The sequence below is a fragment of the Caballeronia arationis genome, assembly GCF_001544975.2.
In the GTDB taxonomy this organism is placed as follows: domain Bacteria; phylum Pseudomonadota; class Gammaproteobacteria; order Burkholderiales; family Burkholderiaceae; genus Caballeronia; species Caballeronia arationis.
Genome location: NZ_FCOG02000003.1, coordinates 182,683 through 206,916, shown reverse-complemented (window position 1 = coordinate 206,916; position 24,234 = coordinate 182,683). Strand labels below are relative to the sequence as shown.

At 65.3% G+C, this 24,234-nt stretch carries 25 protein-coding genes; 18 read left to right on the top strand and 7 right to left on the bottom strand.

Annotated elements, in window-relative coordinates:
* The first annotated feature begins 165 nt into the window (after positions 1-165).
* Both AWB81_RS03210 and AWB81_RS03205 read left to right on the top strand, forming a co-directional pair.
* A complete protein-coding gene (locus AWB81_RS03210; RefSeq protein WP_062632442.1) occupies positions 166-1,254 on the top strand; it encodes a calcium:cation antiporter in 1,089 nt (362 codons plus the stop codon).
* 162 nt (positions 1,255-1,416) lie between these two features.
* Positions 1,417-1,602: a hypothetical protein gene (locus tag AWB81_RS03205; protein ID WP_208545280.1), complete on the top strand. Its 186-nt coding sequence runs from the start codon at positions 1,417-1,419 to the stop codon at positions 1,600-1,602.
* Positions 1,603-1,606: 4 nt separating this feature from the next.
* On the opposite strand, the gene AWB81_RS03200 is transcribed toward AWB81_RS03205, so the two are convergent.
* Positions 1,607-3,145 carry a DHA2 family efflux MFS transporter permease subunit gene (locus tag AWB81_RS03200; RefSeq protein WP_062632440.1) on the bottom strand — a complete coding sequence of 513 codons (1,539 nt, stop codon included), beginning with the start codon at positions 3,143-3,145 and terminating at the stop codon, positions 1,607-1,609.
* A gap of 87 nt (positions 3,146-3,232) precedes the next feature.
* Here AWB81_RS03200 and AWB81_RS03195 point away from each other — a divergent pair, with 87 nt between their 5' ends.
* Positions 3,233-3,676 carry a MarR family winged helix-turn-helix transcriptional regulator gene (locus AWB81_RS03195; RefSeq protein WP_062632439.1) on the top strand — a complete coding sequence of 148 codons (444 nt, stop codon included), beginning with the start codon at positions 3,233-3,235 and terminating at the stop codon, positions 3,674-3,676.
* 13 nt (positions 3,677-3,689) lie between these two features.
* Here AWB81_RS03195 and AWB81_RS03190 read toward each other — a convergent pair whose 3' ends face one another.
* Positions 3,690-4,460, bottom strand: a complete 771-nt coding sequence (locus AWB81_RS03190) for an IclR family transcriptional regulator domain-containing protein (RefSeq protein WP_062632438.1) — start codon at positions 4,458-4,460, stop codon at positions 3,690-3,692.
* A gap of 134 nt (positions 4,461-4,594) precedes the next feature.
* Here AWB81_RS03190 and AWB81_RS03185 point away from each other — a divergent pair, with 134 nt between their 5' ends.
* Both AWB81_RS03185 and AWB81_RS03180 read left to right on the top strand, forming a co-directional pair.
* Positions 4,595-5,482, top strand: coding sequence for a shikimate dehydrogenase family protein (locus AWB81_RS03185; protein ID WP_062632482.1), 888 nt, complete (start codon positions 4,595-4,597; stop codon positions 5,480-5,482).
* A 292-nt stretch (positions 5,483-5,774) separates the two neighbouring features.
* Complete coding sequence (locus AWB81_RS03180) at positions 5,775-7,184, top strand: MFS transporter (protein ID WP_087134779.1); 1,410 nt, start codon at positions 5,775-5,777, stop codon at positions 7,182-7,184.
* Positions 7,185-7,251: 67 nt separating this feature from the next.
* On the opposite strand, the gene AWB81_RS03175 is transcribed toward AWB81_RS03180, so the two are convergent.
* Complete coding sequence (locus tag AWB81_RS03175) at positions 7,252-7,482, bottom strand: hypothetical protein (protein ID WP_062632436.1); 231 nt, start codon at positions 7,480-7,482, stop codon at positions 7,252-7,254.
* 106 nt (positions 7,483-7,588) lie between these two features.
* Positions 7,589-8,653, bottom strand: coding sequence for a HoxN/HupN/NixA family nickel/cobalt transporter (locus tag AWB81_RS03170; protein WP_062632435.1), 1,065 nt, complete (start codon positions 8,651-8,653; stop codon positions 7,589-7,591).
* Positions 8,654-8,764: 111 nt separating this feature from the next.
* On the opposite strand from AWB81_RS03170, the gene nikR reads away from it, so the two are divergent.
* Positions 8,765-9,223 carry a nickel-responsive transcriptional regulator NikR gene (gene nikR / locus AWB81_RS03165; RefSeq protein WP_062632434.1) on the top strand — a complete coding sequence of 153 codons (459 nt, stop codon included), beginning with the start codon at positions 8,765-8,767 and terminating at the stop codon, positions 9,221-9,223.
* Positions 9,224-9,241: 18 nt separating this feature from the next.
* Here the strand turns inward: nikR and AWB81_RS03160 are convergent, their stop codons facing one another.
* Positions 9,242-10,072 carry a shikimate dehydrogenase family protein gene (locus AWB81_RS03160; protein WP_062632433.1) on the bottom strand — a complete coding sequence of 277 codons (831 nt, stop codon included), beginning with the start codon at positions 10,070-10,072 and terminating at the stop codon, positions 9,242-9,244.
* Between the two features lie 153 nt (positions 10,073-10,225).
* Positions 10,226-11,125, bottom strand: coding sequence for an NAD-dependent epimerase/dehydratase family protein (locus tag AWB81_RS03155; RefSeq protein ID WP_062632432.1), 900 nt, complete (start codon positions 11,123-11,125; stop codon positions 10,226-10,228).
* A gap of 134 nt (positions 11,126-11,259) precedes the next feature.
* Here AWB81_RS03155 and AWB81_RS03150 point away from each other — a divergent pair, with 134 nt between their 5' ends.
* The 5 genes from AWB81_RS03150 (at position 11,260) to AWB81_RS03130 (ending at position 17,213) form a co-directional block, all read left to right on the top strand.
* On the top strand, positions 11,260-13,017 hold the full coding sequence (locus tag AWB81_RS03150; protein ID WP_062632431.1) for an FAD-dependent oxidoreductase: 1,758 nt from the start codon (positions 11,260-11,262) through the stop codon (positions 13,015-13,017).
* Positions 13,018-13,046: 29 nt separating this feature from the next.
* Positions 13,047-14,801 carry an FAD-dependent oxidoreductase gene (locus AWB81_RS03145; RefSeq protein WP_062632430.1) on the top strand — a complete coding sequence of 585 codons (1,755 nt, stop codon included), beginning with the start codon at positions 13,047-13,049 and terminating at the stop codon, positions 14,799-14,801.
* Complete coding sequence (locus AWB81_RS03140) at positions 14,798-15,409, top strand: NIPSNAP family protein (RefSeq protein ID WP_062632429.1); 612 nt, start codon at positions 14,798-14,800, stop codon at positions 15,407-15,409. Before AWB81_RS03145 ends, AWB81_RS03140 begins: the two co-directional genes overlap by 4 nt.
* A 9-nt stretch (positions 15,410-15,418) precedes the next feature.
* On the top strand, positions 15,419-16,252 hold the full coding sequence (locus tag AWB81_RS03135; RefSeq protein ID WP_062632428.1) for a sugar phosphate isomerase/epimerase family protein: 834 nt from the start codon (positions 15,419-15,421) through the stop codon (positions 16,250-16,252).
* A gap of 94 nt (positions 16,253-16,346) precedes the next feature.
* Positions 16,347-17,213, top strand: a complete 867-nt coding sequence (locus tag AWB81_RS03130) for an IclR family transcriptional regulator (protein WP_062632427.1) — start codon at positions 16,347-16,349, stop codon at positions 17,211-17,213.
* Here the strand turns inward: AWB81_RS03130 and AWB81_RS03125 are convergent.
* The gene (locus AWB81_RS03125; RefSeq protein WP_062632426.1) at positions 17,210-17,824 is read right to left on the bottom strand and encodes a helix-turn-helix domain-containing protein; all 615 of its coding nucleotides are present in this window, start codon (positions 17,822-17,824) and stop codon (positions 17,210-17,212) included. The two genes, AWB81_RS03130 and AWB81_RS03125, sit on opposite strands and share 4 nt — an antisense overlap.
* A gap of 219 nt (positions 17,825-18,043) precedes the next feature.
* Between AWB81_RS03125 and amaB the strand changes: the two genes are divergently transcribed.
* The 7 genes from amaB (at position 18,044) to AWB81_RS03090 (ending at position 24,222) form a co-directional block, all read left to right on the top strand.
* Positions 18,044-19,543: an L-piperidine-6-carboxylate dehydrogenase gene (amaB, locus tag AWB81_RS03120; protein ID WP_062632425.1), complete on the top strand. Its 1,500-nt coding sequence runs from the start codon at positions 18,044-18,046 to the stop codon at positions 19,541-19,543.
* A gap of 17 nt (positions 19,544-19,560) precedes the next feature.
* Positions 19,561-20,733: an NAD(P)/FAD-dependent oxidoreductase gene (locus AWB81_RS03115; RefSeq protein WP_062632424.1), complete on the top strand. Its 1,173-nt coding sequence runs from the start codon at positions 19,561-19,563 to the stop codon at positions 20,731-20,733.
* 252 nt (positions 20,734-20,985) lie between these two features.
* Complete coding sequence (locus AWB81_RS03110; RefSeq protein ID WP_062632423.1) at positions 20,986-21,183, top strand: hypothetical protein; 198 nt, start codon at positions 20,986-20,988, stop codon at positions 21,181-21,183.
* A 260-nt stretch (positions 21,184-21,443) separates the two neighbouring features.
* Entirely contained in the window at positions 21,444-21,866 is a 423-nt protein-coding gene (locus AWB81_RS03105) for a ribbon-helix-helix domain-containing protein (protein WP_062632422.1), read from the top strand.
* A 28-nt stretch (positions 21,867-21,894) separates the two neighbouring features.
* Complete coding sequence (locus tag AWB81_RS03100) at positions 21,895-22,983, top strand: extracellular catalytic domain type 1 short-chain-length polyhydroxyalkanoate depolymerase (protein WP_062632421.1); 1,089 nt, start codon at positions 21,895-21,897, stop codon at positions 22,981-22,983.
* Between the two features lie 283 nt (positions 22,984-23,266).
* Positions 23,267-23,752 carry a hypothetical protein gene (locus AWB81_RS03095; RefSeq protein WP_062632420.1) on the top strand — a complete coding sequence of 162 codons (486 nt, stop codon included), beginning with the start codon at positions 23,267-23,269 and terminating at the stop codon, positions 23,750-23,752.
* 167 nt (positions 23,753-23,919) lie between these two features.
* Positions 23,920-24,222, top strand: a complete 303-nt coding sequence (locus AWB81_RS03090) for a DUF4148 domain-containing protein (RefSeq protein WP_062632419.1) — start codon at positions 23,920-23,922, stop codon at positions 24,220-24,222.
* Positions 24,223-24,234: the final 12 nt, after the last annotated feature.

The window sequence follows — 24,234 nt, the reverse complement described above, 5'->3', positions numbered from 1 at the left end:
TAGGGCAAAAAGTGCCCCGGATCTGCGCCTGCGTGCTGTCACACGCGTTCCGTATCGTGCCGTTGTGGACTGCGCGGCGCGGCTTGCGCACCATTTTTCGTTATGATGCCCCGGTGTCCGCGCGCGCCGCGCGCCAACAAGAACGATTGCCCGCCCGGAGCGCCGATGAAATTTAAACTCGACTGGACCGTCATCTCACCCATCGTCGCGCTCGCCGTGCTCGGCCTCGCGGTCGTGCTGACGAACGGCATCCTGCTCGTGCTCGCCGGCGTCGCGCTCGCGTTCGCGGTGTTCGCGGCGGTGCATCACGCGGAAGTGATCGCGCATCGGGTGGGCGAGCCGTTCGGCACGCTGGTGCTCGCGGTGGCAGTGACGGTCATCGAAGTGGCGCTGATCGTCTCGGTGATGCTCACGGGCGGGCCCGAGAAAGCCGCCTTGCCGCGCGACACCGTATTCGCCGCGATCATGATCGTGAGCAACGGGATCGTGGGGCTGTGTCTTCTCGTCGGCGGCATGCGGCATCACGTGCAGGACTTTCAGTTGCAGGGCGCGAGCGCGTCGCTCGCGATTCTCTGCGCGCTCTCGGTCCTCACGCTCGTGCTGCCGAATTTCACGAGCACGGTGAGCGGGCCGGTGTTGTCGATCTCGCAACTGGTGTTCGTCGGCGTGGTTTCGCTCGTGCTCTATATCGTGTTCGTGTTCGTGCAGACGGTGCGGCATCGCGACTACTTCCTGCCGCCCGTGCCCATCCGCGATCCGGATGCCGTCGACGACGAAGTGCATGCGCCGCCGCCTTCCGCCGGTCAGGCCTGGGCGGCGCTCGCGTGGCTCCTGCTTTCGCTGGTGTCGGTGGTAGGGCTCGCGAAGCTGCTGTCTCCGGCGGTCGAGGCGGGCGTGGCGAAGGCCGGTGCGCCGGAGGCCGTGGTCGGTGTGGTCATTGCGGCGCTCGTGCTGCTGCCCGAAGGCCTTGCAGCCTTGCGCGCCGCGCGGCTCAACCGGTTGCAGACTTCCCTCAATCTCGCGCTGGGGTCGGCGCTTGCCAGCATCGGCTTGACGATTCCGGCCGTGGCCGTCGTTTCCATCGCGATCGGGCAGCCTATCTCGCTCGGGCTCGATTCCAAAGAAATCGTGATGCTCGGCCTGACGCTGCTCGTCAGCGTCATTACGCTCGGCACCGGGCGCTCGACGGTGCTCCAGGGCGTCGTGCATCTCGTCATCTTTGCGACGTTCCTGTTCTTGTCGGTGGTGCCGTAGGCCGGATGAGTTTCGACCTCCCCGCGGCTCCCGCGGTCGTCTTTTAAGCTACCGTTCAGGGCTTTTTCGCGAAGCGGGCCGCCGTGCGCGTTTCGCGATGGCATCGGCTGCATCTGCAGTACGCTTTAACAGCAAGTGCATGCGCGGCAGGTCGGCGAGCGAGTGAGTGCCGGCGACACGATCGCAGGAGTGCTCGATCCAATCGAAGATCGGCTCGTCCCGCTTATTGCGCGCATGGACGGCTTGCTCTATGCGCGCCACTCGACGCGCTTCGCGACAGCAGGCATGCTCGTCGCACGCATCGCCGGCAACGGCGCGCCGAGGCGGGGTGATTTGCCGGTGCCCTGAAACTTCAATCCATCGCCGCATGCGCAAGCGATTCGTCCGGTACCTTTTTCGCCGGCCGGATCAGCAAGACGAGCGGCACTACGAGCAGCGTCGCGACGAACATCAGCTTGAAGTCGTTCAGATACGCGATCATCGCGGCCTGCTGCGTGATCGACTGGTTGAGCACCGCCATGTCGTAGGTCGATCCACTCGCGAGCATTGGCTGCAGCGCCGGATTGAACGCGGTCACGTTCGCGGCAAGGTCCGCGTGTGCCACCTGCGTGTTGCGCGTCATCAGCGTCTGCACGATCGAAATGCCGATACTGCTGCCGATATTGCGCATCAGGCTGTAGATAGCGGTGCCGTCGGCGCGTAGCTCGGGTGTGAGCGTCGAGAACGACAGCGCGGAAAGCGGCACGAACACGAGCCCGAGTCCGAAGCCCTGGATCACGCCGGGCCACACGATATCCGATGCCGAGAGGACGATCGTGTAATGCATCATCTGCCACAGCGCGAACGCCGAGATCAGAAAGCCCGCGAGCAGCATCAGCCGCGCATCGAAACGCTTGAGCAGCCGTCCCGCGAACATCATCGCGATCATCGTGCCCGCGCCGCTCGGCGCGGTGACGAGCCCGGTCGTCGCGACGGGGTAGTTCATCAGGTTCTGCAGCATCGGCGGCAGGAGTGCACGCGTTGCGTACATCACCGCGCCGATCACGAAGATGAACGACACGCCGGTTGCGAAATTGCGGTCCTTCAGCAACTCGTAGCGGAAGAACGACTTCCTGCCCGCCGTCGCCGTGTGCGCGATGAAGAACGCGAAGCTGATCGCCGCGAGAATAGCCTCGATGCGGATTTCGAGCGAGCCGAACCAGTCGAGCTGCTCGCCTCGATCGAGCATCGCCTGGAACGCGCCGATCGCGAGACTCAGGGTGGCAAAGCCAAAGGCATCGAACTTCACGCCGTGCTTGGGTTCTCTCGCGGGCAGGAACGTCAACACGCCGAAGAGCGCGAACGCGCCGATCGGCACGTTGATGAAGAACACCCAGCGCCAGTTGTAGCTGTCGGTGAGCCAGCCGCCGAGCGTCGGGCCGAGGATCGGGCCGACCATCACGCCCATGCCCCACACGGCCATCGCCTGGCCCTGCTTCTCGCGCGGATTGATGTCGAGCAGGATCGACTGCGAGAGCGGCACGAGCGACGCGCCGAAGATGCCCTGCAAGAGCCGCGAGCCGACGATCTGCCCGAGCGTCTCCGAAAGGCCGCAGAACGCCGACGCAATCGTGAAGCCCGCAATCGAAAATGCGAGCAGGCGCTTGACGCTCAGGCGGTCGGAGAGCCAGCCGGTGAGCGGCGTGGCGATTGCGGCCGCGACGATGTACGACGTCAGCACCCACGTGATCTCGTCCTGTGACGCCGACAGGCTGCCCTGCATGTGCGGCAGCGCCACGTTGGCGATGGTGCTGTCGAGCGTCTGGATCAGCGTCGCGAGCATGATCGAGATCGTGAGCATGGGCCGGTTGATCGGCGCGGCTGCGCTCGCCGGAGCGGCTTCGGAAGACATTTGAAAGGGATCGCCGGAAGATGATAAGCATGCTTATTATAAGCGGGCTTTACGCGCCGGACGCGTCCGCTTCCCTATAATCACGCGATGCAAACCCAACTCGACAAACGCTTCGGCTTTCTCGTGTCCGATGTCGGCCGGCTGGTCGGCAAGCGGTTCGACGATCTCGCAAAGTCGTCGCTCGATCTGACGCGCGCGCAATGCCGCGCGCTCGCGTATCTCTCGCATTACGGCGAGGTGAATCAGGCGCGGCTCGCGGACCTGCTCGAAGTCGCGCCGATCTCGGCCGGGCGGCTGCTCGACCGCATGGAAGAGGGCGGCTGGATCGAACGCATGCCGAATCCCGACGACCGCCGCGAGCGGCAGGTCCGCATGACGGCGAAGGCGCAGAAGGCGCTGAACGCGGCGCGGCGCGTCGGCGATGAAATCGCAGCCGAAGCGCTTTCCGGCTTCAGCGCGGCGGAGAGCGAGCAGCTGATCGCGCTGCTTGCGCGCGTGCGCTCGAACCTCAGCACGATCGTGGACCGCTAGCCGCTCAGATCATTCAGATCACATTGAGCATCGCGAGCGCGGTCTCCTGCAGCGGATGCAGCACGCGGGCGAGCGCCGCCTCCTTCGTCTCCTTGCCGATCAGCATGTTGGTGCTGAGCGCCGCGACGACCTCGCCGTGGCGGTCCTTCATCGGCACCGCGATACCCCTCACGCCCAGTTGCAACTGTTCTTCGATCACGGCGAAGCCGTCCGCGCGCGCCTGACGGATCTTTTCGTGGAGTTTCGTCTTGTTGGTCAGCGTCTGGGGCGTGAAGGGCTTCAACTCGGTATCGTCGAGCCATTGGCGGACCGCGTCTTCGTCGGGCTTGTGGGCGAGCAGCACGACGCCCGGCGAGGTCAGCGGCGCCGGCACGCGCGCGCCGAGCACGAAGCCCGTCGTCATCACGCGCGAGGTGCCGTTACGCGCGATGAACACCAGTTCCCATTCGTCGAGCACGCTCACATAAACCGACTCGCCGAGCGTCGCGCTCAGTTGCTGCAGGTACGGCTGCACGGTGCGCGGCAGCCGCGCGGAATCGAAATACGACCAGCCGACCCGCAGCACGCGCGGCGTCAGCCCGAACAGTTTGCCGTCGGTCTGCACGTAGCCGAGATGCTCCAGCGTCAGCAGATAGCGCCGCGCGGCGGTGCGCGTGAGGCCCGTGCGCATCGCGGCTTGCGTCGGCGTCATGCGGGCGTGCTGGTCGTCGAATGCTTCCAGGATCGCCAGGCCCTTTTCCAGTCCGGCGATCCAGTCGCGCTTGTCGAGCGATGTCTTCGTCATGAGCAATAACCCTCGTTCCGTGCGATCAGTGAACCGATATGCGCGATTATCGCGCGTTCGCGCCCGCTTTGCTCTGTCGCGTCACGGTCGTCGCTCCTATGCTTCGCCCATTCCGACAGCCAGGACCCGACATCATGCCCATCACCGGCACGACCCGACTCTTCTTCTGCATCGCCGATCCCGTCGATCAGGTGCGCGCGCCAGAAGTCTTCAACTCGATTTTCGCGCGTCACGGCATCGATGCCGCGATGGTGCCGTTGCGCGTGCCCGCCGCGCGGCTCGAAGCGACGCTGCGCGCGTTGCTGGACTCGCCGACGGTCGGCGGTGTGTCGCTTTCCATTCCGCACAAGGCGGCGGCCACGAGCATCGTCGATCGCGCGTCGCCGGCCGCGCTCGCCGCGAACGCGGTCAACGCCGTGCGCCTCAACGCGGCGGGCGAACTCGAAGGCGAACTGTTCGACGGTCTCGGCTTCATGCGCTCGCTCGCGCGCGCCGGCATCGCCCACGCGGGGCGGCGCGTGCTCGTGCTGGGCGCGGGCGGCGCGGCGTCGGCGGTGACGACGGCGCTGGCGGCGGCCGGCGTCGGCGAGATCGCGCTCTTCGATCCGGACCGCGCGAAAGCCCGGCAACTGGCGGCGCTCCTGCAACGCGACTTCGGCATCGCCGCTGCCGATGTGTCTTCGAACGATCCGGCGGGCTACGACGTCGTCGTCAACGCGTCTCCGCTCGGCCTCAAGGCCACCGATCCGCTGCCCGTCGACGTCGGCCGGATCGGCGCTGCCGCGGCCGTCTGCGACATCCTGATGAAGAACCAGCCGACGCCGCTCCTGCGCGCGGCGCGCTCGCGCGGCCTCACCGCCGAGCCGGGCTTCGACATGCTGATCCTGCAGACGCCGCTCTATCTCGACTTCTTCGGCTATCCGGAGCTCGCCGAATCAGTGCGCGCCGACGATTCGTATCTGCGGGAACTGCTCGTGCCGGAAGAGCTTCGTCGATCCGGCACATCGGCAAACGTCGGCTGAACGGCTCCGAAAATTTTAACCAAATGGTTAGTGCTAACCCCTGAAACGTTCGTTAATCGGACATATGCGTTCGATAATCGCACAAAATCTTGCGTAAGCCATTGCCTGCGAGGTCGCCGTCTCATATTCTCCACTCACCCCGACGCGACCCGCGCATGAACCGCTGGAAGCGTCGCCGGATGAGGGAAAGACAGCGATCCATCCGGCCTGTCGTTCGCAACAAGCGCCCCCGCGAAGACGCGAGCGAAGACTCACTGAAGATTCAATCGATTCATCCATACTGGAGACAAACATGGCTAGTTCCATGGACCACGAGCCGCAGGGCGAGCATCAGGCAAAGAAGGCCACCGCGAGCGGCTGGATCGGCTCGGCGCTGGAGTACTACGACTTCTTTATTTACGCGCAGGCTGCCGCGCTGATCTTCCCGCAACTGTTCTTCCCCTCGGGCGATCCGAAGACCGCGATCGTCGCGTCGCTTGCGACTTATGGCGTCGGTTACGTGGCGCGTCCGATCGGCGCGTTCGTCCTCGGTCACTGGGGCGATACGCACGGCCGTAAAACCGTGCTCCTGATCTGCATGTTCCTGATGGGTGCATCGACGATGGCAGTCGGCCTCCTGCCGACCTATCACCAGATCGGCATGGCCGCTCCGGCGCTGCTCGTGGTGCTGCGCCTGGTCCAGGGTTTCGCCGTTGCGGGTGAGATCTCCGGCGCCAGTTCGATGATTCTCGAACACGCTCCGTTCGGACGCCGCGGCTACTATGCGAGCTTCACGCTGCAAGGCGTGCAGGCCGGACAAATCCTGGCTGCCGCTGTGTTCCTGCCGCTTGCGTACTTCATGCCGGAAGACTCGTTCAATTCGTGGGGATGGCGCATTCCGTTCCTGATGTCCGCTGGTGTGCTGTTCGCGGGTTACATCATCCGTCGCGAAGTGAAGGAAACACCTGCTTTCGCGAAGGAAGCGGGCGAAACGCAAGTGCCGAAGTCGCCGATCAAGGAAGCGTTCAAGTACAGCTCCAAGGACATGTTCCGCGTCGTCTGCATGGCGCTGATGAACGTGATTCCGGTCGTCGCGACGATCTTCGGTGCGGCCTACGCGGTGCAGGCTTCGTACGGCATCGGCTTCCACAAGAGCGTGTACCTGTGGATTCCGGTCGCAGGCAACATCCTCGCGGTGCTGGTGATTCCGTATGTCGGCGATTTGTCTGACCGGATCGGCCGACGCCTGCCGGTGATGGTCGGCGCAATCGGCTCGGGCCTGCTCTCGTTCGGCTACCTGTATGCGATCAGCATCCACAACGTGCCGCTTGCGATCGTGATGTCGCTTCTCATGTGGGGCGTGGTGTACCAGGGTTATAACGCGATCTTCCCGAGCTTCTACCCGGAACTGTTCCCGACCCGCTCACGCGTCTCGGCGATGGCGATTGCGCAGAACGTCGGTACGCTGATCACGGCTCTCCTGCCTGCGCTGTTCGCACTGGTCGCGCCGCCGGGATCGAACAACATCCCGCTGACGGTCGGCTCGATCACGCTGGCGGTGACGGTCATTGCAGCACTGGCGGCTTACAGCGCTCGTGAGACGTATCGGATTCACCTGAACGATCTCGGCGAGCCGGACGCGGTGCCGATCGACAACCTCGACTATGAGCGCCTGCGCGCCCAGACGATGGCGGAGGAAAAGCTGGCGAAGGCTTCTGCCTGACAGCGGCGAGTTGGTGTAACGAAGAAGGCCACGCGCGAGCGTGGCCTTTTTTTATCTGGCGGGGACGTTATCGTCCGAGGGTCTGCGTCGGCAGCGGCCGCCCGTCGACCAGCGCCTTGCCGTATTCGATTGCAAACGAGCACGCCACCGTGGCGGAGGCGAACTTGCCGAGCGGTCCCATCGCGCGCCGGATGCCGTTCGGCTTCTCGACGAGTAACAGCACGTTGAAGGCCTCGGGCGTTCGGGAAACGATCGGCGTCAGCCCCCAGCCCTTGTATTCGATTGGAGTTCCGTCCATTGCGAGTCTCCTTGCCGTGCGGCGTCATCGGGAGTCACAAGACTAGTCTTGCGCACGACCGTGCGAAACCCTGCATAAGCAGGTGGCCGGATGGGGGCGCGCCGGGTCAGAACGGTTCCGAGCGGACGTCGAGTTCCCCGAAGCGCTTCCACCGGTAGACCGCCGCCGACAGCAGCCAGCACAGCACGAACACCCCGACGATCAGATAGCCGATCATCCCGAAGTTGTCGTTCAGGCTTGCTATGCCGTCCCAGAACGCGCCGCCCGGATGCAGCCGGTCCGCGATGAGTCCGAGCGCTTCGACCGTCGCGATCAGGAGCGCGACGATCACCGAGATCGTCGTGACCGTGATGTTGTAGTAGAGCTTGCGCACCGGCTTCACGTACGCCCAGCCGTAGGCGCCGAGCATCAGGATGCTGTCGGTCGTGTCGATGAGCGTCATGCCCGCCATGAACAGCACCGGGAACACGAGGATCGACCAGACCGGCATGCCCTGCGTGCCGCCCGCCGCCGACAGCCCGAGCAGGCTGATTTCCGTCGCGGTATCGAAGCCGAGCGCAAACAGGAAGCCGACGAAGTACATGTGCCAGCTCTTTCTGACGAGACGAAAGAGCGGTCTGAACAGGCGCGCGAGCAAGCCGCGCCCGGCGAGCAGCATGTCGAAGTCTTCGTCGGCGTAGCGCTTGCCGCGCCGCACGCGCGCGAAGGCGCGCAGCACCGAGCGCAGAATCGCGAGATTCATCAGCGCGATCGCGAAGAGGAAGCACACCGAGACGAGCGCGCCGATCAGCGAGCCGATTTCGCGGAAACCCGAGAGTCGCGTCTGGAGCGCGGTCGCGGTCGCGGCGATGAAGAGCGACGCGAGCACGACGATCGTCGAATGTCCGAGCGAGAACGCGAGGCCGACCGTGATCGGGCGTTCGCCGGCTTGCATCAGCTTGCGCGTGACGTTGTCGATGGCGGCGATGTGGTCGGCGTCCACCGCGTGGCGCAGCCCGAACGAATACGCGAGGAGACATGTGCCCATCAAGAGCGGATGACCGTGGAAGGTCACGAAGGCCCAGCCCCATGCAAGCACGTTGAACGCGATCAGGAACGCGTAAAGGCCCGCGACTCGTCGACGCAGCGTGCCACGCTCACAGCCGAACAACGCTTTGACAAGGAGGGTCATCGGTTCTCCAGAGAGGACCGCACAGGATAATACTTTTCATAAATATCGTCACACTGCCAAAACGATCAGATAGCATGAACGCCGACGGGCCGATGGCCGCAAGGAGGGTATATGCAGAGGATCACGATCACCATCGACGACGAGCTGCTCGCCGTCGTCGATTCATTGATGGCCGCACGCGGCTATACGAGCCGTTCGGAGGCGCTGCGCGACATCGTGCGCGAGAGCCAGGCGCGCGAGCCCGCGGACGATTCGCGCAGGCAATGCATCGCGACGCTCACCTACGTCTACGATCACGCGACGCGCGATCTCGCCCGGCGCATCACGCAGGCGCATCATGACCGCCACGATCTCTCGGTAGCGAGCATGCGGGTGCATCTGGACCACGAAAGCCTGCTGGAATCGTCGGTGCTGCGCGGTCGGGCGCACGATGTGACTGTGTTCGCGAACAGCGTGACGAGCCAGCGCGGGGTGCGCTACGCGCATCTGCATACGATTCCCGCGACCATCGAGCGCGCGCGGCATCATCACGGCGACGATGCCGCGCAGCACGAACACCTGCACGTCTGACGCGCACGCGTTGCTGCTTCAGGCTTCCACGAGAAACTGCACGATGCGGTCGCACACGCGGCCGAACATCTGCGTGCCCGTCACCGTGCCGCAGCCGCGCGCGCGGGCTGCTTCGATGAACGGCGTGAGCGGCGGCTTGGTGACCACGTCGCCGACGAAAGCCGTCGCGGGCATGCGCGACACGTCGATCGGCAAAGGGTCTTCGGCACGCATGCCCATCGGCGAGGCGTTGGCCACGACGTCGTAGTCTTCAGCGGCCACGTCGCTTGCAGCGATGCTCGCGCTGCCAAGTCCGAGTTCCGCGAGGCGCGCTACGAGTGCTCCGGTACGCGCGGCGTCGTTGTCGCGCACTGCGAGCGAGGCGACGCCGGCATTGACGAGCGCGTGCCCGATCGCCGACCCGGCCCCGCCCGCCCCGACAAGCAGCGCACGCTTGCCGTTCAGGTTGCAACCCGCGTCCTCCAGCGCCGCGACGAAACCCGTGCCGTCGAACATGCCTCCGTGCCACGAGCCGTCCGCCTGCCGGCGCAGCGTGTTGACCGCGCCGAGGAATTTCGCTTCGTCGGAAAGCGTCGCGCAATATTGCGTCGCGTTGAACTTGTGCGGCACGGTGATGATCACGCCGTCCGCGTTCTGCATCCGCGCCACCGCCGCGAAGAATCCGGGCAGGTCGTCCGGCGCGACATGCGCCGGCACGACGATCGCGTCGCGCCCCGCCGCGCGCAGCGCAGCCGTCACGCCCGAGGGCGATTTCACCTGCGCAATCGGATCGCCTACGATGAAATACACGCGCGTCGCGCCGCTCAAGCCCGTGTCGAGCGATGCCGAAAACGAGTTGTCCTGATCCATTGTGCTGCCTCCATGTCGAATCCGCTTTTTCATGCCCAGTATGATGCGGGCAAAGACAAGGTGAACTTTAATCTGAAGTGGAATTGTATTCAACAATTAAATCTGGAATAGTGTTCCGATGGACGGCTCGTTGGGAAAGACAGGGCGGCGACGTTACAGCGTGCTTTCCTGATAGAACGCCACCGTCTGCCGCAGGCCGTCTTCGAGCGACGTCTGTTGCAGACCGGGCAGCAATCGCGCGAGTTCCGGGTCCGCGGGAAACGAGGTTGTGATTGGCAGCGGCGCGCCCGCAGCATCGATGCGCGCGCCCGGCGCGATCGATTCGATCTGCGCGATCACCGTCTCGACGCTGGCGATCTCGCCCGCGAGCGTGAACGCATGCGCCCCGCGGAGATCGCGCAGCAGCGCGGCTTCGTATGCGGCGGCGACGTCTTCGGCGAAGACGAGACCCGTCGATCCGGTGAACCGGATGGTGTACGGCGTGTTGCGCGCCGCCGCCCGGCACGCGAGGCTCGGCCCCGCGCTCGATCCGCTTTCGCGCCCCGCGCCATACACGACGAGCGGCCGAAAGCCGACGCTCGCGATCCCGTGGTCGTGCCAGTAAGCGCGCGCCGATCCCTCGCAAGCCAGCTTGAACGCGCCGTAATGCGTCTGAGGAAAGGGCGTGACGCCGTCGTCGGGACCGAAGACGCCCGCGCTGCTCGCGTACAACACGCTTTTCAAGCCGGCCGCGCGGGCCGCTTCGAACACGTTGAGCGTGCCGATCAGGTTGATCTGCGCGCCCCGGACCGGATCGGCGGCGCACGCAGGCGTGAGCACGCCGGCGAGATGGATCACCGCGTCGCAGCCGTGCATTGCGCGGGCGACGTCGCTCGCGGATGAAATGTCGCCCGTCTGCCATTCCGCGCTCGCTGCACGCTGCCGTGCCAGCGCGCGTAGCAGTCGGCGGTCCTCGCGCACGTCGAAAGCACGCACGTTCAGTTCCCGCGCGAGCAGGCGCCGCATGACCCACGCCCCAAGAAATCCGCTTCCACCGGTGACCAGCACTCTCATCCTCGTCTCCTTCGTCTTGAAAAAACCGTTTGCAAATTGGCATTTGTGGAATAGTATTCCAACATCAAAGAATATTCCACATCGATGACGGATCGCCTGGCGAGCCGGAACGAACGAAGCCAAAGGAGTTTGAAATGGTGGAGACACTGGGCGGACTGGGACAGAACGATACGTTCGATGTCGTGGTCGTCGGCGCTGGCGGAGCGGGCATGTCGGCGGCGCTGTTCGCGGCCATCGACGGCGCGCGCGTTCTGCTCGTCGAAAGCACGGAGTATGTCGGCGGGACGACCGCGTATTCGGCGGGCACAACCTGGATTCCGGGCTCGAAGCACGCAGCCGACGTCAATCGCGACGATTCGGTGCAGAACGCCGAAGCGTTCCTGCAACGCGCGGTCGGCACGCGCAGCAGCGAAGCGATGCGCCGCGCGTTCCTCGCGGCGGGGCCGAAGGCGGTCGCGCATATCGAAGCGAACTCGGACGTGAAATACCGCGCGCGGCCGTTCCACCCCGACTATCTGTCCGAGCTCGAAGGCTCGACGCTGCGCGGCCGTGCGCTCGAACCGCTTCCGTTCGACGGCCGCAAGCTCGGCCGCGACTTCGCGCTGATCCGTCCGCCGATCCCCGAGTTCACCGTGCTCGGCGGCATGATGGTCGATCGCGACGACGTCGGGCATCTGCTGAAGATGACGAAGTCGTTTGCGTCGCTTCGTCACGCGGTGAAGCTGCTCGCGCGCCATGCCCGCGACCGCATGAGCTGGCCGCGCGGCACGCGGCTCGTGATGGGCAATGCGCTGATCGGGCGCCTGTTGTATTCGCTGCTCGCGCGCGGCGTGACGGTGGTGGTCGGCACGAAAGTCGAGGCGCTGCATCAGGGCGCGCACGGCGTCGAAGCGATCACGCTGACGCACAAGGGCGAGCGTCGCCGCATCGCCGTGAAGGGCGGCGTGATTCTCGCGAGCGGCGGCTTCAACCGTCATCCGGCCAGGCGCGCCGCGATGCTGCCGGGCGCCGATCAAAGCTGGTGCCCCGGCGCGCCCGGACACGCGGGGAGCGCGCAGGATCTCGCGCTTGCCGCTGGCGCGCGCTACGGCGAAGGCGCGCTCTCGAACGCGTTCTGGGCGCCAGTCTCCGTGCGCCGCCGCAGCGACGGCACGACCGCCGTTTTCCCGCATTTCCTGATGGACCGCGGCAAGCCGGGGATGGTCGTCGTGGACAAGGACGGCCGGCGTTTTCTCAACGAGAACACCTCGTATCACCTGTTCGGCATCGCGATGCAGGAAGCGAACCGCAAAGGCCAGTCGGTGCCGGCGTATCTCGTCACCGACGCCGAAGGCCTGCGCAAGTACGGCCTCGGCATGGTGCGTCCGGGCGGCAAGGGCCTCGGACCGTTTCTCGCCGACGGCTATCTCACCGAAGGCCGCACGCCCGGCGAACTGGCGTCGAAGCTCGGCATCGATGCGGCCGGTCTCGCGGACAGCATCGCGCGCATCAACCGTTATGCCGAGACGGGCGTCGATCCCGACTTCCAGCGCGGCACCACCGACTACCAGCGCGCGAACGGCGACGCCACGTGGACCGGCCCGAATCCGTGTCTCGGTCCGATCGGCCGCGCGCCGTTCTACGCGGTGCGCCTCTATCCGGGCGACATCGGCGCGGCGACCGGCCTCGTCGCCGACGAGAACGCGCGCGTCCTCGCCCGCGACGACCAGCCGATCGGCGGCCTCTACGCGTGCGGCAACGACATGCAGTCGGTCATGGGCGGCGTGTATCCCGGTCCCGGCATCACGTTAGGTCCCGGCCTCGCGTTCGCTTATCTCGCGGGGCGCCACGCGGCGGCGCGCGCGCGCGCTGGCGCGAATGCCAGCCAGAACAAGATCGCGACGACCGCATGATGAAACCGACCGAACGAAGCAGACTCCCCATGAAGCTGGAACCGATTCTCGAATGTGACGTGCTGGTGCTCGGCTCTGGCGCAGGCGGTCTCGCCACCGCCGTGACCGCCGCGACGCGCGGTCTCTCCGTGATGGTCGCCGAAAAGGAAGACGTGTTCGGCGGCACGACCGCGTGGTCGGGCGGCTGGATGTGGATTCCGCGCAGTCCGCTCGCGACGCGCGCGGGCATCGTCGAGGACATCGAGGCGCCGCGCACGTATCTGAAGAGCGAGCTTGGCGCGCACTTCGATGCCGACAAGGCCGAAGCGCTGCTCGAACACGGCCCGCAGATGGTCGAGTTCTTCGAGCGGAACACGTCGATGCGATTCATCGACGGCAACCGCGTCCCCGATTTCCATACGACAAACGGCGCTGCGAAGGGCGGCCGCTCGGTGTGCGCGATGCCGTTCGACGGCCGCGAGCTCGGACCGCTGATCGACAAGCTGCGCCCGCCACTCGATGAAGTCACCATCAAGGGCATGGCGATCGGGTCGGGACAGGACCTCGCGCACTTCTTCAACGCGACGCGCTCGCTGCGCTCCGCGTGGCATGTCACGCGGCGGCTCGTCGCGTTCGCGGGGCACAAGCTCCGCTACGGGCGTTCGATGCATCTCGTGAACGGCAACGCGCTGGTCGCGCGGTTGCTCAAGTCCGCCGCGGATCGCGGCGTGGACTTGCGCACGCGGGCCAGGGCCGTCGAGATCCTGCGCGAGGGCAATCGCGTGACGGGTGCGCGCGTCGAGATCGAAGGCGTGATGCATGTGGTGCGCGCGGCGCGCGGCGTGGTGCTCGCATGCGGCGGCTATCCGCACGACATCGCGCGCCGCGCGGAGACCTTCGCGTATACGCCGTCGGGGCGCGAACACTGGTCCGCGGCGCCGCGCTCGAATACCGGTGACGGCATTCGTCTCGGCGAAGCGATCGGCGCGCACTTCGACGCTTCGCTCGACACCCCCGCCGCATGGGCGCCCGTGTCGCTCGTGCCGAAGGGAAAGGGCAAGCCGGAAGCGGCGTTCCCGCATCTGATCGAGCGCGCGAAGCCGGGCGTGATCGCGGTGACGCGCGGCGGCAGGCGCTTCGTCAACGAGGCTTCGTCGTATCACGACTTCATCAGCGCGCTTATCGGCACGACGCATCCGGGCGATGAAGTGTGCGCGTGGCTCGTCTGCGATCATCGTTTCCAGCGGCGCTATGGGCTCGGCTTTTCGAAGCCCTTTCCGTTTCCGGTCGGGCCGTATCGACGTTCCGGCTATCTGAAGCAGGCCGCCACGCTGCACGAACTCGCGGCTCAATGCGGCATCGATCAGCAAGCGCTCGTCGATACCGTGACCACCTACAACGCCTACGCTAAGGACGGCTTCGATCCGCTGTTTCACAAGGGCTCGACGCCCTATAACCGCGTGCAGGGCGACGCGCTGCACGGCCCGAATCCGTGTCTCGCGCCGATCGTCGATGGACCGTTTTATGCGGTCAAGCTGCTGCCCGGCAGCCTCGGCACGTTCTCGGGCCTCGCGACCGACGCCCGGGCGCGCGTGCTCGACGAAAGCCATGCGCCGATTCCCGGCCTCTTTGCCGTCGGCAACGACGCGGCCAGCATGATGGGCGGCTGCTATCCGAGCGGCGGCATCACGCTCGGGCCCGCGATGACCTTCGGCTATCTCGCGGGCATCGCGCTCGCCGAGGCGCTTCAATCCGAAGCCGTCGCCGACATTTCAACTTTCAAACGTGCAAGGACAATGCAATGACTCTTTACGACGTAGTGACGCTCACGGTGAAAATCGGCACCAATGCGCAGGTCTTCGAAAACATCAGGGCGAACAGCGAGCAACCCGGCGCGAAACTGCTCGGTTGCTGGTACTCGGACATCGGCGCGCTCGGCCGCGTGATGGTGTTGCGCGGCTTCGAATCGGAAGCGGCGCTGATCGCCGAACGACGCCGCCTGCTGCTCGAAGGCAATCCGTTCAACTGCGGCGAGTTCGTCACGGACGTGAGCGTCGACAGCTACTCGCTCTTCCCCTTCCTGCCGCCGATCGAACCGGCCGAGTACGGCGGCATCTACGAGATGCGCGTCTACGGGACCAAGCTCGCGAGCCTTCAGCACACCATCGATGCGTGGAAGAACGCCGTGCCGGAACGCACGCAGCGCTCGCCGCTCGTCGGCGCGATGTATGCGCTCGACGGCACCGTGCCGCGCTTTCTGAACATCTGGCCGTACAAGAGCGTCGACGAGCGTTCGCGTATCCGTGCCGAAGCCGTGAAGGACGGCATCTGGCCGCCGAAGGGCGGACCCGCGCACCTCACGACGATGGAATCGACCATCTACGTGCCCGCGCCGTTTTCGCCGCTGCGCTAAGGAGGGCACATGTCAAAGGAAAACCTGCGCCCGCTGTCGCTTTCCGCGCTGACCGTGCTCGAACTCACGCCGCCGCAGATGGTGGAATGCGCGGCGCAAGCCGGCTATGACTTCGTCGGCCTGCGGCTTCTGCCCGCGACCGATCACGAAGTGCGTCACGACATCGTCGGCGATACGCCGTTGAAACGCGAAACGCTAGCGCGCCTGAAGGACACCGGCATACGCGTGCTCGATGCGGAGATCCTGCGCCTGAAGCCCGACACCGATGTGCGCGCTTACGAGCCGATGATGCAGACCGCCGCGGAACTCGGCGCGCGCTATCTGCTCGTCGCGGGCAACGATCCCGACGAAGCGCGCACCGCCAATCGCCTCGCGCAACTGTGTGAGCTCGCGGCGCCGCTCGGCCTCACGCCTTCGCTCGAACCGATGCCGTGGACCGACGCGAAGGACATCGTGCGGGCGGCACGGATCGTGAAGGCGTCGGGGGCGAAGAACACGGGCCTCATCGTCGATCCGCTTCACTTCGACCGCGCCGGTTCGTCAACGGACGAGTTGCGCGCATTGCCGCGCGAATGGTTCGGCTACGTGCAGTTCTGCGATGCCCCCGCCGAACGTCCGAAGGACCTGGAGACACTGCTCTACCAGGCGCGCTGCGAGCGGATGATTCCCGGCGAAGGCGGCCTCGATCTCGCGGGCATTTTGCGCGCGTTGCCGGACGGCGTGCCCGTGAGCATCGAAGTGCCGATGGAACGCTGGGCGAAGACCGCGAAGGCGGTCGAGCGCGCGAAGAAGCTGCGCGAAGCGACGCTCGCAGTGCTCGACAAGGCGTACGCGCTGAGTTGAGTCGCGCAAATTTTCGTGCGTGCCCGCGTCGTTCTATTGAGTTCCGAGCTGGAATCGTGTTCTCATTGAGAATCGGACATTCCTTGAGGAAGCAATGGCAGGCAATCTGGAACGCGCGCTCGGGATCATAGAGTTGCTGGCGAAGAACGGTGGCAGCATGCAACTCGCCGCAATCGCGGACACGCTCAACATTCCGCGCAGCGGCACGCACCGGCTGCTGTCGATGCTGATCGACGAAGGCTATGTCCGTCAGGACGAAGAGCACGGCGAATACATGCTGGCGTTGAAGCTCGTGTCGCTCGCGCTCATCTATCTCTCGACGGGCGGCGTGCTCGACGTCTCTCAGCCGGTGCTCGACCGGCTGGCGGCGGCGTCGGGGGAACTGGCGCGGCTCGGCGTTGTCGAGGACGATCACATCACGTTCGTCGGCAAGGCGCAGGGCGCGAAGTCGGGTCTGCGCTACGACCCCGACATGGGCAGCCAGCCGCCGCTGCATTGCACGGCGAGCGGGCAGGCGTGGCTGTCGTCGCTTTCCGACGAGGAAGCGCTCGAACTCGTCTCGCGTCAGGGCGGGCTCGGCAAGCCGGGGCAGGGCGGCCCGAAGGCGCCCAAAACGATCCAGCAGTTTCTTCAGGACCTGCAGGGCGCGCGCAAGCGCGGCTATGGCATCGCGAGCGAAACGTACGAAGCCGGCATGACGTCGATGGCCGCGCCGATCCGCAATCCGGTGACGGGCGTCGTGGTGGGTGTGGTGAGTCTCGCCGGGCCGACGAGCCGTCTGCCTGAAGCGCGTCTGAAGGCGCTCGCGCCCGCGCTGCTCGAAGCTGCGTCCGACATGGGCGCGGCCACCTTGAGTTCGCCGTACTTCAAGCGCAGCGTGCAGGCACCGGCTGCCGCTGCGCCTGCAACTCAGGCGACGAAAGCGCCTGCGGCAAAGAAGCAGCGTGCGCGCGTGACCTAAGTGCCCGCCTGCGGAACGACGCCGCCCGTCGCCATCCACAACACTTCTGCGTCTTGCTCGCTCGTCGACACGGCCGCGTGTCCGGTGCGGCTGTCGAAATAGAGGCTGTCGCCGGCGTTCAGATGCGTCGGCGTGTATAGCTCCGAATATAGGCACACGCTGCCGCTGATCACATACAGAAACTCCTCGCCTTCGTGACGGCCCCAGTCGTCGAAGGCGTCGAGCGTGTGCGCCGTGATGCGGATGCGAAACGGCAGCATCGCCTTGTGCGCGAGATCGGTGGCGAGCAGTTCCATCTGGTAGCCGCGATACGCGTGACGCTGCCCCTGGTCCTTGCGCGTGAGCGAGCGCCGGCCGCTCGCGCCGGGCGCGGACGCCGAGCCGAACAGCGCGCCGAGGTCGATCTCCAGGCCGCGCACGATCTTCTGCAGCACGTCAAAAGTGGGCGACATCAGCCCGTTCTCTATCTTCGACAACGCCGAACGCGACACGCCGCACAGCCGGCTCGCGGTTTCGAGCGTGAGGTCGTTCGCGAGCCGCGCGGCCTTGACCCTGCGTCCGAGATCGGATGTCGACTGTTCGGTGATCGCTTCGGTGTTTCTGGTCGCCATGGGTCGAATGTTTTCTTTCTCTTAGTTTCCGATAGTAACATCGATGCGGTCCGTGAATTCTTCATGTTCCACCGGGACCAATCGGCTATAACGGTATGAAAGCGCCATACCAGTTCATGGTTTTTACCTAGAGCGCCGGTTGCGCTGCGGTCAGCGGGCGGTGTCGTGTATAGTGGGCCGACCCGCTTTAGTTTCGTATCGGAAATACAAGGAGTCATTGTGGACGCTAATTCGATTCTCGCCGAACTCGGCATTACGAAGCTCGCCGACGGCGGCGACATGGACGTCACCTCGCCGATCACCGGCGCGCTCATCGGACGCGTGAAGACGCACGGCCAGGCGGACGTCGATGCCGTGCTCGGCCGTGCCCGCGCGGCATACGAGCAATGGCGCGACGTGCCGGCGCCGCAGCGCGGCGAACTTGTGCGGCTTCTCGGCAACCGCCTTCGCGAGAAGAAGGAAGCGCTCGGACGGCTCGTCTCGCTCGAAGCGGGCAAGATCCTGCAGGAAGGGCTCGGCGAAGTGCAGGAAATGATCGACATCTGCGACTTCGCGGTCGGCCTGTCGCGCCAGCTTTATGGCCTCACGATCGCCTCCGAGCGTCCGGGCCATCGGATGGCGGAAACATGGCATCCGCTCGGTGTCTGCACTGTGATCTCCGCGTTCAATTTCCCGGTGGCGGTGTGGTCGTGGAATGCCGCGCTTGCGCTCGTCTGCGGCAACGCGGTGGTGTGGAAGCCGTCGGAAAAGACGCCGCTCACCGCGCTCGCCGTCGATCGCATCATGCAGGATGCGATCGCGGAATTCGGCTCTGCGCCCGAAGGGCTGACGGCGCTCGTCATCGGCGGACGCGAAGTGGGCGCGCAACTCGTCGCCGATCCGCGTTCGGACATCGTCAGCGCGACGGGCAGCACCGCGATGGGCCACGCGGTTGGCGTGGAAGTCGCGCGCCGCTTCGGACGCTCGATCCTGGAACTGGGCGGCAACAACGCGGGCATCGTATCGAAGAGCGCGGATCGCGAACTCGCGCTGCGCGGCATCCTCTTTTCGGCGGTCGGCACGGCGGGACAGCGCTGCACGTCGCTGCGGCGCCTGTTCGTGCACGAAAGCATCTACGACGACACCGTCGCGCGCCTGAAAGAACTATACGCGAAGGTTCCGATCGGAAACCCGCTGGAGAAGGGTGTGCTGATGGGTCCGCTCATCGACGCGCCGTCGTTCGCGCGCATGCAGCAGGCGCTCGAACAGGCGAAAGCGGAGGGCGGCACGGTGTCCGGCGGCGAGCGCGTCGAGGTGAAGGGCTGCGAAGAGGGCTATTACGTGCGCCCGGCGCTCGTCGAGATGCCAGCGCAGACGCAGGTCGTGCTCACCGAAACCTTCGCGCCGATTCTCTACGTCCTGCGCTACAGCGACTTCGACGAAGCCATCGCGGCGAACAACGCGGCTTCGCACGGATTGTCGTCGTGCGCGTTCACCACCGACCTGCGCGAAGCCGAGCGCTTCCTGTCGGCGGCGGGCAGCGACTGCGGCATCGCGAACGTGAACATCGGGCCGAGCGGCGCGGAAATCGGCGGCGCGTTCGGCGGCGAGAAGGAAACCGGCGGCGGCCGCGAGTCCGGATCGGACGCGTGGAAGGGCTACATGCGCCGCGCGACCAACACGGTCAATTACTCGTCGGCACTGCCGCTCGCACAGGGCATCGATTTTTCGATCGGCTGAACCAACCGGACCGGGCAATGGCTTCGAAAGTGGTGATCGTCGGCGGCGGGGTGATCGGCAGTTCGGTGGCGTACTTTCTGCGCGCAAGCGCGCCGGACGTCGAGGTCACGGTGATCGAACGCGATCCGACGTACGCGCGTTCGTCGTCCGTGTTGTCGGCGGCGTCGATCCGGCAGCAGTTTTCGACGCCGCTCTCGGTGCAGATGTCGCTTTATGGCATCGAGTTCCTGCGCTCGATCGGCGAGCGGCTGGAGGTGAATGGCGCGAAGCCGTCGATCGACCTGCACGAAGGCGGCTATCTCTTTCTCGCGACGCCCGCCGGCGAGGCAACGTTGCGCGCGAATCACGCGCTTCAGCGAAGTCTTGGCGCCGATATCAGCCTGCTCGACAAGCCGCAGTTGCAAGAGCGCTTTCCATGGCTGAACGCCGACGATCTCGCAGCGGGTGCCTTTGGCGAAAGCGGCGAGGGCTGGTTCGACGGCTACGGCCTCGTGCAGGCGCTGCGCAAGAAGGCGCAGGCCCTCGGCGCGCGTTATGTGGCTTCTGACGTTACCGGCATGAAGCGCGAAGGGCGCACGGTCACGTATGTGCTCGCGTCGAACGGCGAGCGTTACGCTTGCGACGCGGTCGTGAACGCCGCGGGCGCGTGGTCGAGCCGCGTCGCCCAGATGATCGGCATAGAGCTTCCCGTGCGGGCGCGACGGCGCAGCATCTTCAATGTGTCGTCGCCGGCGAGGCTTGCGCCGTGTCCGCTCCTCATCGATCCGGGCGGCGTGTACTTTCGCCCTGAAGGGCGGACCTATATCTGCGGCACGTCGCCGTCGGCGGACAACGATCCCGACGACCTGCCGCTCGACGAAGTCGATCACGCGCTGTTCGACGATGTCATCTGGCCGGCGCTCGCGCATCGTGTGCCGGGGTTCGAGGCGCTGCGCGTCGAGAACTGCTGGTCCGGCTATTACGAGTACAACGTGCTCGACCAGAATGCGATCATCGGGCGTCACCCGGACATCGACAACTGCCTCTTCGCGAACGGTTTCAGCGGCCATGGACTGCAACAGGGACCGGCTACCGGACGCGGCGTCAGCGAACTGGTATTGCACGGCCGCTATACGACGCTAGACCTGTCGTCGCTTGGCTGGGAGCGGGTGCTCTCGAACCGGCCGATCGTCGAAAAGAACGTGGTCTGATGCGGTGCAACGTAAGGCATCCTTTGTGGTTGGTATTTGCCCGGGTCCGCCCGGGCATTTTTTTAGCTTCATCAAAGTGTGCGGCGCTGTGTTGTTCTGGCAACATCCGGCGCCTGCCGGGGCGGCGAGGCACTGGCGCCAGCGAGCTCGCCCGCCGTCCATCGAGAAAATCCACTAGGGCGCTTCGCCTTTCAAGCGCGCACTCTTTCAGTGAAGGCCAACCTTTCCATCGACTTCCACAAGGAGCGACACATGGACACCAACACGCATGCGACTTTCGCGACGTGGTTGGACGACGCCGATACCGCCGGCGACGAACAAGCACCCCAATCCCATCATTCGAGCCAGGTCTGCGCAGAGCCGGAGTATGTCGCCGAAGTCTGCGGACGCTTCGCCGGCGAAGGCGCGGAGGATGGCCAGCCAAGCCGCGTCGTGCGCGGCTATAACTAAACGTATTGCCTGACGCTTTATCGATTCATCCCGCTTTTCAGCGGACCGCCCGCAGTGTGCATTCGGCGGCCATTTTCGGCCTGCCGGGCACCGCGCGGCGTGCCTCGACCCCGCCTCCGGCCATCGGCCATCCGCATTTTCTCCCTGCCTTCCGTTGATCCGACTCGCCGTTCGCCGCGTTGCGTCCCTGTATTTTTGCGTTGACTCTTGGCCATAACCAGCCTATAAACATCCCATTGGATGGTAATAGGATGGCTAGAATGGCAAAAACAGCAATCGAAGCCCCGCGCCCGAAAGGTGGCGAGAGCGAAAAAATCACGATCAACCTCGGTCCTGTCGATCTCGGGCAGATCGACCTGCTCGTCGAAGAGGGCTTTTACTCGAACAGGACGGACCTGATCCGCACGGCGATCCGCAATCAGCTTGCGATCCACGCGAACGTCGTCAGCGAGACCGTGACGCGCCGCGAACTCGTGCTCGGCATGCAGCATTTCTCGAAACGCGATCTCGAAGCGGCGCTTGCCGCCAACGAGCGTCTGCAGATTCAGGTGCTGGGTCTTGCCAGCATCGCCACCGACGTTTCCGCGGAACTTGCACTTGCCACGATCGAATCGATCGTGGTGCTCGGAGCGTTTCACGCTTCGCCCGCGGTCAAGGCCGCGCTTGCCGACCGGATCGGCTAGCGCCCCTCACACGACAACTGGAACAAAGATGAAACTCAACGAAGGCTTTATGAATTCGATGCACAAGGTCATGGCGCTGCTGCGCAATGGCAGCCCGGCCGAAGCGACCGAAGCGATCCAGCGCGCATTGCGCGGCGAGGAAGCCGACGATGGCCGCGCGCACGAGGCACCTGCAACTGCGCCCACGCCCGAACCGGCACCGGCGCCAGCACCGGCATCGAAAGCCAGGACGTTCAAACGCACGGACCTCGATGTCGAGGATCGCGGCCACTTCACGACGCGCTCCTGCGCGAACGCCGCGGGCATGCGCGAATATCGGCTGTATGTGCCGTCGGGATATCGCGACGAGCCGCTGCCGCTTGTCGTGATGCTGCACGGCTGCACGCAGGACGCCAACGACTTCGCCTCCGGCACGCAGATGAACGCGCTCGCCGAACGGCACAACTGCATCGTCGCGTATCCGATTCAGCCGCAGCACGCGAACGCGTCGAAATGCTGGAACTGGTTCAAGCCGGGCGACCAGGAACGCGACAAGGGTGAGCCGTCGCTGATCGCGGACATCACACGCGACGTGATGGCGAGTCATCGCGTCGATCCGGAGCGGGTGTATGTCGCCGGCTTGTCGGCGGGCGGCGCGATGGCGGCGATCATGATCCGCGCATACCCCGAGCTGTATGCCGCGGCGGGCATTCACTCGGGCCTCGCGCATGGCGCGGCGCACGACCTGCCTTCCGCACTTGCGGCGATGCGCGGCGGCAAGCGCAAGGGAATGAAGATGCATCGTGCGCCGACGCAGGCGCCCGAGCGTCCGCTGATCGTCTTTCACGGCGACGCCGACAAGACCGTGCATCTCGCCAACGCGACCGAACTCGTGCGCGGCTTCGACGTGGAAGCCTCGGTGCAGCGTCACGAAGCGCATGCGGCGGGCGACGGCCACGCGTGTACGGTGAGGCATCTCAAGTCCGCACGCGGTGTCGATGCCGAGTCATGGACGATTCACGGCGCGCCGCACGCATGGGCGGGCGGCAGTTCGCGCGGCACCTATACCGATCCCGCCGGTCCCGATGCGAGCGCCGAAATGATGCGCTTCTTCCTCGCGCATCCGCGCGGCCGCTGACCGCTTCGTCGTCGTCCAGCGTCTGTCCATCGCGTGCGCGGCGCGTGCGTCGCGCCGTTGCGACGCGCGTATTCCCCAATGTAATTCATTCCTTCGACGATGCGCCGGGCAATAGAGCCTGGCCTCCATCGCATCGTGCATTGCCCGATGGAGTTCGCTTTTTTGATCGCCTACGCTGAACTGAACAAGTCTGGGGATCGCATATGGGCAGCACCGCATCATCGAGCATTGCGATAAGCGAAACGAAGCGCCTTCGTGGCGCGTGATTCTTACGAGCATCGCGATGACTCATCTCTCCCCCGACGACGATCCGCCCGTCAGCGGCCTCGCGCCGTTCTGGCGCCGGCGCGATCTGCCTGACGTGGCCGGCGATGCGCGGCGCATCGGGCGGTGCGTGACCGCATCGGCGTGTTTCGTGGTCGCATGGTCGCTCGTGGAAGTGCCGTGGGAAATCGACATCTCCGGTAGCGCGGGCGCGGACGGCACGGCGTACGCGAGCAGTGGCCCGATGAGCAGTCCGGAGGAGATCGCGGCCGTGCTCGCATCGAAGACATTGCTCTTCCTGATAGTCGGACTGGCGCTCAGGCGCAGACTCTTCGCGAGGTACGTGCTGCTCTTCGTATGCCTGATGAGCGTGCTCGCGATGGCGCCGGAGATTCCCGTCGAGTATGCGCATTCGCGCTGGCTCGCGACGCTCTCGGCCGTCGAGTGTCTCGGCAAGCTGGCGACGTTCGTGTTTCTTGCGCTCGACTTGCGCACGAAGCGCTGAATACTTCGTAGAGCGTCGAAGCCCAAAGCGGGTTATCTTCACGTAGCGGCCGCCGTGTGAGGCTGGATCGACGACGGCGGGCCAAATCGCCGCGCCGGATCACCGGATGCGCTCACGTCGGGTATCGGCGAATCGACAATAACGCGGTCCTCTCTGGAGAATTTGTCATGTTCCAAGTTCGCGCCGTTTCAGCAGCTATCGTGGCATCGATCGGCATCGGGCTCGCATGGGCGCCCGTCTCGATGGCGCAGACCGCGGCCCCGGATGCGGTCGCGTCCACGCCGAAGGAAGTCAAGAAGGCGCAGAAAAAGGCCGCGCGGGCGAAGAAGAATGCAGAGTTGAAGGAACTCGAGAAGAACGGCTATCAGCCCGGCGGGGACCAGCAGAATTATCCGCAGAACATTCAGGACGCGCAGCGCAAGGTCGATGCCGAGAAGGCAGCGAAGGGAACGGCGGCTTCGGCGCCCTGATGCGCAGACGGC